The following is a 12,065-nucleotide window of genomic DNA, read 5'->3' as shown; positions in this document are numbered from 1 at the left end:
CGGACCCATCCCACCGCCCTATAGGCCGCCCTATATTCGTCGTATGACGGCACCCGGCCTCAACATCTGGTCCCATCCGGGGCTGCTTTCCGCGCTCGCGGCCGAGGACTGGGGCGCCGTCCTGCGCACCTATCGCGGTCTCTCAGGGCTCTCGCAGACGAAGGTCGGTGAACGCGTCGGGCTGGCGCAGCCGGATGTCTCCGACATCGAGCGGGGGCGTCGCCGGGTGACGTCCGGTGAGGTGCGGCAGCGCATCGTCGGCGGGCTGGGAGCGCCGGGACACGTGGCTGAGCCGTACCGCGCGCCGGTCGCGGGGCTCGTGCTGCCCGGTCCGGGGCCCGACGCCGATCTGCTCGCGCGCATCACCGGTGCGACCGAGGCGACGCACAAGGCGGACGCCGCCACTCTGGACTGGCTGGACAGGCTGCTGGCCGAGCACCGTTCCGCCGAGGACCTGATCGGTTCCCGGCCGCTGGTGGGCCTGATGCAACAGCAACTCCGAGCCGTCGTGGACCTGTTCGCGGGTGCCCGGGGCCCGATCGCGGGCCGGGTGGTCCGACTTGCCTCCGAACACGCCCAGTTCCTCGCGTGGATGGCACAGGACCAGGGGCAGACCGCCGCCGCTCTCGCCTGGTACGACCGCAGCCACGACTGGGCGCTGGAGGCCGGCGACGCGGACATGGCCGCCACGACGCTGAGCATGAAGGCCCACCTGGCCTGGTCCGGAGGCCAGGGCGACCGCGCCGTACGGCTCGCCGAGGCGGCGCACTGGTCGGCCCCGGACGCGTCTCCCGGCGTACGGGGGATGGCGGCACAGATGGCCGCGCGGGGTCACGCCCTCGTCGGCGCCGGCGGCGACGCCCACCGGCTGCTCGACGAGGCGCAGACCCTGATCACCCGGGCGTCCCACCACCCGGAGGACGAGCCCGCGTGGATGTACTTCTACGGTGAGACGTGGTTCATGCTCCAGCGCGGCATGATCGCCATGCATCTGCGGGACTGGAGTGGCGCCGTCGGGCATCTGCGCACCGGGCTGGCAGGGCTGGAGGACCAGTACCGACGTGACCGTACCTGGTACGGGTGCTGCCTGGCCCACGCGTACGCCGGGGCCCAGGAGGCTGCCGAGGCGCTGACCGTGGCACTCCCGCTCGTCCCCGACGCCGCCACGATCGGCCGCCCGCACTCCTGGAACGAGCTGCATGTCACGGCTGCGGCCCTGCTCCGTGCGGGAGCGAAGGAGGGGCGCTTGCTGGTGGAGGCGCTGCAGCAGCGGGACTGACCGTTCCGTGCCGCGGGTCATACAGTGCGAACTTCTGGATTCGGCGGAGCGGGGGCCCGCATGCCACACTCGGATTGACCTGAAGACGCTTTAGGTCAGGCCCGGGGTACTCCCTTGTGAAATGGCCAAGAGAGCAGCCCGAGCCGCGAAGGCCCGGGCTTTGTCGGGAGTAGCCGATTATTCGTCTGTGCTGCGGGACAGGGCACGGGCCTTATCGGCCCAGTCGTCGATGCACGTCATGACCGAAGCCACCTGCTTGACCGCAGTGGAAATGTTCTTGACCGGCTTGCGGAGATGACGGCTCAACCCCGTCAGACCATCGGCTGCCGTGCCGAAGCCACTGACATGAGCCATGCTTTCCTGGGCGGATGCAGCCAAGTCGATGAGTTGGACCAGAAACTCTTCCGTATCCTCGCCACGCTCTTCGGGCGGGGTCGCCTCGACGAGGCCCAAGGCCGCCCGCACCCCGCTGTCCAGAGGGGCCATTCGTCCTACGAACGCCCGTGCGGTGCTGTTCAGCTCCTCGGACGGGGCGCTGATCGACTGTGCAAATCGAGCCACGGCCGCGAGACGAGCACTCGCAGGAACGTTGGCCTGGGTGAGGTCGAGCAGCTCTGTGTTGGACTGCTCGGTTAGTGCCCCGATCGTCTCAATCGTCTTGCCGAACGCTTCCATGTCGGCGGTCATCTCGCCCAGACCGTCCTCGATCGCAGCGAACTCGTCGAGCAGGCCGGGCGGGTCTTCGTCGTCCTTCTCTGTGTCTTCGGTATGGGCCGATGCTCCGTCGACCGTCTCGATTCCGCGTAGGACACGGGCCGGCGTGAGGGGTTCGAACCCGTCACGGAGCCCCACCTCCAGCGCGGTTTCGATGTCCCTGCGTGCGTCGGTCAACCCACTGCGAGAGCTGTGGTACCGGATGGTCCTGATCGATGCGATGTCGAAAGGCAGCTGCCCGTGCTCTCCGATGTGAATCGTCGGCTTGCCAGTGATGTGGCGGAGTCCCAGCTCGTACATCACGTTGGGATTTCCGCCGCTGACATCTGCGATGACAAGGTCGGACTGGATCACGTGCCGGCAGATCTGTTCGTTGATGTCGCCAGCATGAGGAATGCCATCCGAGCGTACGGCGACGACGCCGTACTTCTGACAAGCTGGGGCGATCATCTGCTCGAAAATGCGGAGGTGGTGTTCGTACGCCTCTCGCTCGGCGGTGCCGTTCGTGGAATACGAGTCACCGATGGGGCCGATGACGAAGCAGGTCAGGTTCTGATTCGCCTCTTGTGCAGAGACCAGCGTTGCGATCACCCGAGGTTCTCCGTTTCGTGATGGGAGGTACGGTGCAGTCGGGCCGCGTGAGCGGCGCCGCCCTCGAGGTCGACCGCGTATACGGGCCTTTCCTCGATACCGAGGGCGCTGAGCAGGTAAGTGGTGGGGATGCGGTACCGCCCGCCAACGCGAAGCACGGGGCAGGGAAAACGGCCGAGTCGGATCAGCTTGTACGCCGTACTTGGACACACACCGAAGGCGCGAGCGGCCGTACGCAGGTCGATGCACAGGGGAAGGTCGAACGCCTCTGCGAAGGACAGGGGAGGCCCGGACCGCGTGCTCACCGTTCGGCTTCCGGTGAGCGCAACACAAGCGTGCCGATGCGGGCCGCGTTCGCATGCCGACGTGCCCTGAACACGAGGTGTGGCAATCCGGCACACTGTGCGAGCGCTCCGAGCCTCTCCCCTTCCCGCTGGACTCGGGATTCTGTGAACCGCAGTGTCGCCGCAAGCCCTTCGTCCCGAGGCGGGGGCGTGATGTGCAGTTCCCATCCTTCGGCTGTAACGGGCTCGGTCTCCAGCGGAATTCTGGCCTGATAAGCGGCCGCGACCGCAGCGATGTCCACGACGGGAACTTCACGTCTGCTGCGACTTGCGTATGCCCACAATTGATTCACGGCTGTTTTCACTAAGCGGCTGCCAGCGTCCGCACTTTCCGGATCCGTGGTGTCGAGGGCTTCGAGCAGAGCGAGCACGGCTTCGCCCTCGAGATCAGCTCGGTCGGCCGCCAGGCGCCTCTCGATCCGGTGGATGGTCCGGTAAAGACCGGGCAGCCCGAGCCAGACGGCGAGCAACCGCCAGGTGTCGCTCTCACGCCTGGACTTCTCGCGTTGCGCCTCGCTGATTGCCTGACACCAAACTGCATTGCGCAACGCCCCGTCGGTGCCGGGCTCGTACAGTGCCTTCCGTGCGGCCTCGGGGGTCATCCGCAACGTCTGCTTGCCGATAGACACGGAGAAGCACGCAGCCGGCCTGCAATGGACTGTGGTGAGGCACACCGAGATGGCGGCAAACACGCTTTGGGGACGGGACGACGTCACCGATGCCCCCTGTCCGGGCTCGTCTGGCCGATCGCCGACAGCCTTGACAGTGCTGCAGCCACATGCTCGCAGCAGCGAGCCATTGTCAGCAGGCTCGATCGCACGGATGCGAGGCACGCCGCTGAGGTGCGGATCGTTGACTTGTGCCGGGATTGAACGGGTGCGGCCTGCAAGGTCGCTGAATGAATGTGGATTCCGCCATACACATTGCGCCCGACGTTCACTCCGCGGTCCACCCACTGGATGCTGTCCTCGCTGTGTTGTGTAGGTGCTGTCATCGTGTGTACCGAGGGTCGGTCAATGGGATGTGCCGTGGCAGCCCGACGATGACGCCTCCGGTGACGTCACGGCCGACGGCGACGCCTGCGTTGACGTGCTGAGAGAGGCGCGCCGGGCTGGGGCCGGGCGTGCAGGGGGGCGACTGTGGTGCGGTCGATCCCCCAGCGCCCGACCAGGCTGCATCCGGGCTGTGGCCGGGTACGTGAATCCAGCCGTAGTTGCCGAATTCCTTCACCCGGATGTGCGTTCTTACGTAGTGACTCGGATCCAGGCCTTGGTTGCCCAGGCGCACGACGTCCTGGTATAGCCGGTCGGAGACGATCGCAACGAGGTCAGTCGAAGGAACTGACGCAAGCACGAACTTCAGCTGTGGCGCGTTCAGGTACCGTGCTACAGCAACCGGCGCGGGGCCTGCATGCCCAAGGGCGGCGTCTTCGACAACACCGATGTCGACGGCGAGCCGCAGCCTCATACGCATCGCGGTGGAGCGGTGGGCGTTGAGGAAAGCCAGTTGGGCTGCCAGGTGGCGTACGAAGGGGCCGAGGACGCTGGCTTCCGGAGTGTTGTCGGGGAGCACGGCGAGCTCTTGGTCACCCTGCGGCTGGCGGATCCACGCGGCCCGATCCAGTCCAGTCAACGTCGCAGCCTTGTCCAGTACTCGTACCAGGTCAGCCTGCATCACCGTCTGAGTCCGGGTTTCGAGGCGACTGTACTGCTCCATGTCGGCTGCCAGGCAAAGCCGGCGCTGCGGGCTGATCTCTGGAGTAGGTGGGTAGGGACGTGTGCTCATGGCAACTCATCACCTGCCTGCGATAGTGGGTGCGGTGCAGAACAACCCTGCAACCAGACGTGGTAATTGGTGAAATAACCCGCACTGGTGCGGGATATTGCGGAGTATCTATGCGGCTGGCGCGCTCAACAGAGCCACTTCGCGCAGCTTTTCCAGGTTCAAGATGTTGGTTCGCCGGTATCCGGGGTCGATGAGATCCTCACGGCGCAGCTCAGTGAACGCCTCTTGGATGGCGCGAACTTTGCAGCCCGTGAGTGCGGCGTACTCGGCTTGAGTGAGATTCACGTCGATGCGGTACTGGCTTCGCGTTCGACACCCGTACAGATCCGTCAGTTCTACGAGCACACGGGCGAGCCGGACCTTGACCGGGAATCCGAGAATGATCAGGAGCTTGCGTTCGGCCCTACGCAGACGGCCGCAGAGCAACGCCTTGAGCGCCTGTGACGCCTCCGGGGTCGCCGCAAGGAAGGGCCGCAGGTCGTGTGGAGGGATGACGGTGGCGACGACATCGTTGTATGCGATGACCGTGGCCGATCTGGGCTTGCTGTCCATGGCAGCCATCTCACCCACGACGTCTCCGGCCCTTCGGATGTCCACCAGCCCTTCACCTTCGCCGTGCAGCCGGGTAGTGACCTTGACGAGACCTTCGCGGAGCAGCACAAGGTCGTGAGCGGGGTCGCCCTCGCTGATCAAGATGTCCCGTGGTGCGTAGCAGCGCCGGTTGCCCAGTTGCTGGAAGGCCGTGCGTACGGCTGTCGGCAATGTGTGAAGGAACGGGGTGTGATCATCGGCCCCTGAGGCGTGCATCATGCCCAAAGCAGACCACCTCACAGCTTGGGTGGTCCGGCTTTCACCCACACCTGTCGGTCCACTGAGGGCGTCCCGGGCGCACGAGGGCACTCAGTTGGCGCACCGGAGCGTTCGATCCGCCGGGGTGTGGTGGCGCTCGCGAGGGGCGTACGCCCTGACTTTTTGCTGTGGACGCCTGGTGGTCAGCGGGGGCGCTGCACGTGAGGCTTCCATTCCCTTGGGCGCCCCGAAATGATCGAGAGGCCGCATCGGAATCCTCCGATACGGCCTCTGACCTGCGACTCTAACGAGTCGGGACGACAGGATTTGAACCTGCGACCCCTTGACCCCCAGTCAAGTGCGCTACCAAGCTGCGCCACGTCCCGGTGCTCGCTTCGGCCGGGATTCCCCGGTCGCGGCGTGCACAAGAAAAATACCCTGTCCGGGGCTCGGAATCCAAAGCGGGGGCCATGGGGTGGTGCATAACGGCCGAAAAGGGGCGATGTAGTGCCGTGCGGGTCCCGTGGGGGCGTGTTTGCATGGCGCCATGGGTGAGCGGTCGGGGCAGGGAGTGGTTCGGCGGCGTCGTGTGTACGAGGCGCCTGAGGCCGGGGACGGGGTGCGGGTGCTCGTGGACCGGTTGTGGCCGCGGGGGCTGGCGAAGGATGTCGCGCGGCTGGACGAGTGGTGCAAGGACGTGGCGCCGTCGAAGGAGCTGCGTACTTGGTACGGGCACCGGGGCGAGCGGTACGCGGAGTTTGCCGAGCGGTACCGGGCGGAGCTGGCCGCTTCGCCGGCCGCGGAGGCGTTGGAGCGGCTGCGGGACCATGCGGCGGACGGGCCGCTGACGCTGCTCACCGCGACCAGGAGTCTGGAGCTGAGTCACGTGACGGTGCTGGCGGAGGTGCTGGGGGAGTAGCGGGCGTGGGGGTTGCGCAACGCCTCTGACCTGCGGTGATGTCCTGATCTCATCGCTTGGATGCGCCATTCGGGTGGTGCGCGTTGACGAATCATGCGGTGGAGTGCATAGTTATACCCATCAGCGTATGCACCGTAAGGAGAAACCCGTGACCGAGCGCGTCGTACTCGCCTACTCGGGCGGCCTGGACACCTCCGTCGCCATCGGCTGGATCGCCGAGGAGACGGGCGCCGAGGTCATCGCCGTGGCTGTGGATGTCGGCCAGGGCGGTGAAGACCTGGACGTCATCCGTAAGCGCGCGCTCGCCTGTGGCGCGGTCGAGGCGGAGGTCGCGGACGCCAAGGACGAGTTCGCCGACGAGTACTGCCTGCCGGCGATCAAGGCCAACGCGCTGTACATGGACCGGTACCCGCTGGTCTCCGCGCTGTCCCGGCCGACGATCGTCAAGCACCTGGTCGCCGCGGCCAAGAAGCACGGCGCGAGCACCGTGGCGCACGGCTGCACCGGCAAGGGGAACGACCAGGTGCGGTTCGAGGCGGGGATCTCCTCGCTGGCGCCGGACCTGAAGTGCATCGCTCCGGTGCGGGACTACGCGATGACGCGGGACAAGGCGATCGCGTTCTGCGAGAGCAAGAACCTGCCGATCACGACGACCAAGAAGTCGCCGTACTCGATCGACCAGAACGTCTTCGGGCGGGCCGTGGAGACCGGCTTCCTGGAGGACATCTGGAACGCGCCGATCGAGGACGTGTACGAGTACACGCAGAACCCGGCGCTGCCCCGGGAAGCCGACGAGCTGGTCATCACCTTCAAGGAGGGCGTGCCGGTCGCGATCGACGGCAAGCCCGTGTCGGTGCTCCAGGCCATTCAGCAGCTCAACGAGCGGGCCGGCGCGCACGGCATCGGCCGGATCGACATGGTCGAGGACCGGCTGGTCGGCATCAAGTCGCGTGAGGTCTACGAGGCGCCCGGCGCGATCGCGCTGATCACCGCCCACCAGGAGCTGGAGAGCGTCACCGTCGAGCGTGAGCTGGCCCGCTACAAGCGGCAGGTCGAGCAGCGCTGGGGCGAGCTGGTCTACGACGGCCTGTGGTTCTCGCCGCTGAAGCGGGCCCTGGACGGGTTCATCGACGAGGCCAACCAGGCCGTGTCCGGCGACATCCGGATGACGCTGCACGGTGGGCGTGCGGTGGTCACCGGGCGGCGGTCGGAGCAGTCGCTGTACGACTTCAACCTGGCGACGTACGACACGGGCGACACCTTCGACCAGTCGCTGTCGAAGGGCTTCATCGAGATCTTCGGGATGTCGTCGAAGATCGCCGCCAAGCGGGATCTGGCGTAAGGGCGCGAAGCCCAGGGGCGGGAAGCCCGGGGGCGCGAAGCCCAGGGGCGGGAAGCCCAGGGGCGGAGAGCTCCGGGGCCGGAAGCCGTCACGGCCGGGGTGTTTCTGCCGCCCCGGCCCCGTCCCCGGTGGCCGGTTCTCCGCCGGCCGCCGGGGACCCGTACATCTCACCATCCACGAGGAGCTGAGCAAGTGAGCAGCAACAGCGGTGACGTCCGGCTCTGGGGCGGCCGGTTCGCCGACGGGCCCGCCGAGGCCCTGGCGAAGCTGTCCGCCTCCGTCCACTTCGACTGGCGGCTGGCGCCGTACGACATCGCCGGTTCCCGTGCCCACGCGCGTGTGCTGCACAAGGCGGGGCTGCTCACCGAGGACGAGCTGACGCGGATGCTGGGGGGACTGGATCAGCTGGAGGCCGATGTCGCCGACGGCAGTTTTGTCGGGACCGTCGCCGACGAGGACGTGCACACCGCGCTGGAGCGGGGGCTGCTGGAGCGGCTCGGTCCGGACCTCGGCGGCAAACTGCGGGCCGGGCGGTCCCGTAACGACCAGGTCGCCACGCTGTTCCGGATGTATCTGCGGGACCATGCCCGGATCATCGGCGGGCTGATCGCCGATCTCCAGGAGGCGCTGGTCGGCCTCGCGGAGGCGCATCCGGAGGTGGCGATGCCGGGCCGTACGCACCTCCAGCACGCGCAGCCGGTGCTCTTCGCGCACCACGTCCTCGCGCACGTCCAGGCGCTGTCGCGGAACGCGGAGCGGCTGCGGCAGTGGGACGCGCGGACGGCGGTCTCGCCGTACGGGTCGGGCGCGCTGGCCGGGTCATCGCTGGGCCTGGACCCGGAGGCGGTCGCGGCGGATCTGGGGTTCGAGGGCGGTAGTGCGGCCAACTCCATCGACGGGACGGCGTCCCGGGACTTCGTCGCCGAGTTCGCCTTCATCACCGCGATGATCGGTGTGGACCTGTCCCGGATCGCCGAGGAGATCATCATCTGGAACACGAAGGAGTTCTCCTTCGTGACCCTGCACGACGCCTTCTCCACCGGCTCCTCGATCATGCCGCAGAAGAAGAACCCGGACATCGCCGAGCTGGCGCGCGGCAAGTCCGGACGGCTGGTCGGCAACCTGACCGGCCTGATGGCCACGCTGAAGGCGCTGCCGCTCGCGTACAACCGGGACCTCCAGGAGGACAAGGAGCCGGTCTTCGACTCCTGTGACCAGCTGGAGATCCTGCTGCCGGCGTTCACCGGGATGATGGCGACGCTGACCGTCAACCGGGAGCGCATGGCGGAGCTGGCCCCCGCCGGGTTCTCGCTGGCCACGGACATCGCCGAGTGGCTCGTACGGCAGGGTGTGCCGTTCCGGGTGGCGCACGAGGTCGCGGGGGAGTGCGTCAAGGAGTGCGAGCGGCACGGCATCGAGCTGGACGAGCTGAGCGACGAGCAGTTCGCCGCGATCTCGCCGCATCTGTCGCCTGAGGTGCGGACGGTGCTGAACGTGGCCGGCGCACTCGCCTCGCGCAGCGGCCGGGGTGGCACGGCCCCGTCCGCCGTCGCCGTCCAGCTGGCGGAGGTCAAGACGGACCTGGCCGCGCAGCGGGAGTGGGCGGACGCCAAGCGCTGAGCCACCGTTCACCTGCGTGAAGACGGCGGGTGCGAGCACCGGACGGCGGTGTTCGCGCTCGGGCCGCGGCCCCTCCGGAGATGTCCGGAGGGGCCGCGGCCGTTGCGGGGAGGGGGAGGGGCGGGCAAAGAAATCGTGAGACGTCGATGTCTCATTCGGGTACCCTGCGTCTCATGGCCGTTGACCGTGAACACGTACTGAAAGAAGCCGCCGGCCTGCTCACCCGCAAGGCGACCGCCGGTATGGACGAGATCGCCAAGGCCGCCGGCATCAGCCGCGCCACCCTCCACCGCCACTTCGCGGGCCGGGACGCCCTGATCAAGGCGCTGGAGGAGCTGGGCATCGCGCAGTTCGGCGGAGCGCTGGACGCGGCCCGTCTCGACGAGGACGACGCGGTCACGGCGCTGCGCCGGCTGATCACCGAGGCCGAGCCGGTCGCGGGGTTCCTCGCCTTCCTCTACACCGAGAACCAGCTCTTCGAGGGCGAGCAGACCAACGACGGCTGGGCACGGCTGGACGCCCGTATCCACGCCCTGTTCCGGCGCGGCCAGGAGGAAGGCGACTTCCGGATCGACCTGACGCCCGTCTGGCTCACCGAGGCGCTGTACGGACTGATCGGCGCCGGCGCGTGGGCCGTGCACGAAGGGCGTGTCGCCCGCAGAGACCTCGACCACTCGATCGCCGAGCTGCTGCTCGGCGGCATCCGACGGAGCATGGAGAAATGAGCAAGCCCGCCAAGGAGACCGCGGAGCGCACCGGCGCCACCGCGGAGCACCAGCCCCGCCCCGGACGCTGGCTCGCACTCGCCGTCCTGGTCCTCGCCGTCCTGCTGGTCGGCGTGGACGCCACCGTCCTGGGCCTGGCCACCCCGTTCCTCAGTGAGGACCTGCGCCCGTCCGGCACCCAGCTGCTGTGGATCGGCGACGTCTACTCGTTCGTCATCGCCGGTCTGCTGGTCTCCATGGGCAGCCTCGGTGACCGCGTCGGACGCAAGAAGCTGCTGCTGACCGGATCGGTCGTGTTCGGCGCCATGTCGGTGCTGGCCGCGTACGCGGGCAGCCCGGCCATGATGATCGTGGCGCGGGCGCTGCTGGGTGTGGCGGGCGCGACGCTGATGCCGTCCACCCTCGCGCTGATCCGCAACCTCTTCCACGACCCCAAGGAACGCAGTCTGGCCATCGGCATCTGGGGTGCCATGGCTTCGGCGGGCGCGGCCGTCGGCCCGGTGCTCGGCGGTTTCCTGCTGGGCCACTTCTGGTGGGGCTCGGTCTTCTTGATCAACCTGCCGGTGATGGCGCTGCTGGTGATCATCGGTGTCAAGGTGCTGCCGGAGTCCCGCAACCCGAACCCGGGCCCGTGGGACCTGCCCAGTGTGGGCCTGTCCCTGGTGGGCATGGTCGGCGTCGTCTACGCGGTCAAGGAAGCGGCGGTGCACGGCTTCCGCTGGGACATCGCGGCGGCCGCCGTCCTCGGGCTGCTCGCGCTGGTCACCTTCGTCCGCCGGCAGCAGTCGCTGAAGTCGCCGCTGCTGGACATGAAGCTCTTCCAGCACCGCGGCTTCTCCGGTGCCGTACTGGCCGACCTGCTGACCATCCTGGGGCTGTCCGGCCTGGTCTTCTTCCTCTCGCAGTTCCTCCAGATGGTGCAGCTGCGCTCGCCGCTCAACGCGGGCCTGGTCGAGCTGCCCGCCGCGATCGGCGCGGTGGGCGCGGGGCTGGCCGCCGGATATGTCGCGCGGCGGCTGTCCGTACGGCTCGTCGTCGCCGGCGGCCTGGGCGTGGTCGGCCTGGCCCTGGCCGGCTGCATCGGCCTGGGCCAGGACACCAGCACCTTCACTCTCGGCGCGATCCTGTTCGCCGTCGGCGTCGGGGCGGGCTTCGCCTTCACCGTCACCGCCGACGTGATCCTCTCCAGCGTGCCCAAGGAGCAGGCGGGCGCCGCATCCGCGGTCTCGGAGACGGCGTACGAACTGGGCGCCGCTCTCGGTATCGCCCTGCTCGGCTCCATCGTGACCAGCATCTACCGGGACTTCGCCACGCCGCACGGTGTGCCCGAGACGACCGCGAACGCCGCCAGGGAGTCGCTCGGCGGTGCCGTCGAGGCGTCCGGCACCCTTCCGGCCGACGCCGGGGACAGTCTGCTGAAGGCCGCCCAGCACGCGTTCGTCGACGGTCTGGACACCGCGGCGGGCGTCGGCGCGGCCGTCCTGATCGCCGCCGCCTGCGCAGCATGGTTCCTGCTGCGCGGGCAGCGGCTGGAGGACGGTTCCGCCGGAGTGGAGCCGGAGCCCGAGCCCGAGGCCGCGCGTCGCTGACCCGGGGGCTCGGAAGGCGGTGTGGCGTCGATCCGGGGGTGCGGAAGGCGGTGTGGCGTCGATCCGGGGGTGCGGAAGGCGGTGCGGCGTCGATCCGGGTGCTCGGAAGCCCGTGCGTCACTGATCCGGGTGGTTCAGGAGGCGGTGCGTCGCTGATTCGGGTGGTGCGGGAGGCGGAGCGTCACCGGTCCGGGTGATCCGTGACAACGCGCATCACCGATCCGGGTGATTCGCGAGAGCGTGCCTCACCGATCCGTGTGTCCCGTGGTACCGGGCAGGGGACGGCAGTTGTCCCCTGCCCGTTCACATTCCGGCCGTCTCGTGTGGGCCGGAAGGCTCCCATGGCTCGTTTGACTCTCCAGTCGTTC

At 68.2% G+C, this 12,065-nt stretch carries 11 protein-coding genes and 1 tRNA gene; 6 read left to right on the top strand and 6 right to left on the bottom strand.

Annotation, left to right across the window (positions count from 1 at the left end):
• The first annotated feature begins 43 nt into the window (after positions 1-43).
• The gene (locus tag JXZ78_RS30060) at positions 44-1,279 is read left to right on the top strand and encodes a helix-turn-helix domain-containing protein (RefSeq protein WP_030017300.1); all 1,236 of its coding nucleotides are present in this window, start codon (positions 44-46) and stop codon (positions 1,277-1,279) included.
• A gap of 177 nt (positions 1,280-1,456) precedes the next feature.
• On the opposite strand, the gene JXZ78_RS30055 is transcribed toward JXZ78_RS30060, so the two are convergent.
• From JXZ78_RS30055 to JXZ78_RS30030, 6 genes are all read right to left on the bottom strand, one after another.
• The gene (locus JXZ78_RS30055; protein ID WP_078623910.1) at positions 1,457-2,584 is read right to left on the bottom strand and encodes a hypothetical protein; all 1,128 of its coding nucleotides are present in this window, start codon (positions 2,582-2,584) and stop codon (positions 1,457-1,459) included.
• Entirely contained in the window at positions 2,581-2,889 is a 309-nt protein-coding gene (locus JXZ78_RS30050) for a helix-turn-helix transcriptional regulator (RefSeq protein WP_030017298.1), read from the bottom strand. Before JXZ78_RS30050 ends, JXZ78_RS30055 begins: the two co-directional genes overlap by 4 nt.
• Positions 2,886-3,557, bottom strand: coding sequence for a hypothetical protein (locus JXZ78_RS30045; protein WP_157851442.1), 672 nt, complete (start codon positions 3,555-3,557; stop codon positions 2,886-2,888). Before JXZ78_RS30045 ends, JXZ78_RS30050 begins: the two co-directional genes overlap by 4 nt.
• A 361-nt stretch (positions 3,558-3,918) precedes the next feature.
• Positions 3,919-4,713, bottom strand: coding sequence for a hypothetical protein (locus tag JXZ78_RS30040; RefSeq protein WP_030017297.1), 795 nt, complete (start codon positions 4,711-4,713; stop codon positions 3,919-3,921).
• Between the two features lie 108 nt (positions 4,714-4,821).
• On the bottom strand, positions 4,822-5,523 hold the full coding sequence (locus tag JXZ78_RS30035) for a Crp/Fnr family transcriptional regulator (protein ID WP_050501976.1): 702 nt from the start codon (positions 5,521-5,523) through the stop codon (positions 4,822-4,824).
• 291 nt (positions 5,524-5,814) lie between these two features.
• Positions 5,815-5,888: transfer RNA gene (locus JXZ78_RS30030), tRNA-Pro, on the bottom strand.
• Positions 5,889-6,049: 161 nt separating this feature from the next.
• Between JXZ78_RS30030 and JXZ78_RS30025 the strand changes: the two genes are divergently transcribed.
• The 5 genes from JXZ78_RS30025 (at position 6,050) to JXZ78_RS30005 (ending at position 11,697) form a co-directional block, all read left to right on the top strand.
• Positions 6,050-6,421: a DUF488 domain-containing protein gene (locus JXZ78_RS30025; protein WP_030017295.1), complete on the top strand. Its 372-nt coding sequence runs from the start codon at positions 6,050-6,052 to the stop codon at positions 6,419-6,421.
• A 148-nt stretch (positions 6,422-6,569) separates the two neighbouring features.
• A complete protein-coding gene (locus JXZ78_RS30020; protein ID WP_030017294.1) occupies positions 6,570-7,763 on the top strand; it encodes an argininosuccinate synthase in 1,194 nt (397 codons plus the stop codon).
• A gap of 192 nt (positions 7,764-7,955) precedes the next feature.
• Positions 7,956-9,383: an argininosuccinate lyase gene (gene argH, locus JXZ78_RS30015; protein WP_030017293.1), complete on the top strand. Its 1,428-nt coding sequence runs from the start codon at positions 7,956-7,958 to the stop codon at positions 9,381-9,383.
• 173 nt (positions 9,384-9,556) lie between these two features.
• A complete protein-coding gene (locus JXZ78_RS30010) occupies positions 9,557-10,108 on the top strand; it encodes a TetR/AcrR family transcriptional regulator (protein ID WP_030017292.1) in 552 nt (183 codons plus the stop codon).
• On the top strand, positions 10,105-11,697 hold the full coding sequence (locus JXZ78_RS30005; RefSeq protein WP_030017291.1) for an MFS transporter: 1,593 nt from the start codon (positions 10,105-10,107) through the stop codon (positions 11,695-11,697). The genes JXZ78_RS30010 and JXZ78_RS30005 overlap by 4 nt, the downstream gene beginning before the upstream one ends.
• Positions 11,698-12,065: the final 368 nt, after the last annotated feature.

This window comes from Streptomyces monomycini (assembly GCF_022271435.1).
Lineage (GTDB): Bacteria > Actinomycetota > Actinomycetes > Streptomycetales > Streptomycetaceae > Streptomyces > Streptomyces monomycini.
The sequence above is the reverse complement of the archived record's forward strand: the minus strand, read 5'-3'. Positions and strand labels throughout refer to the sequence as shown.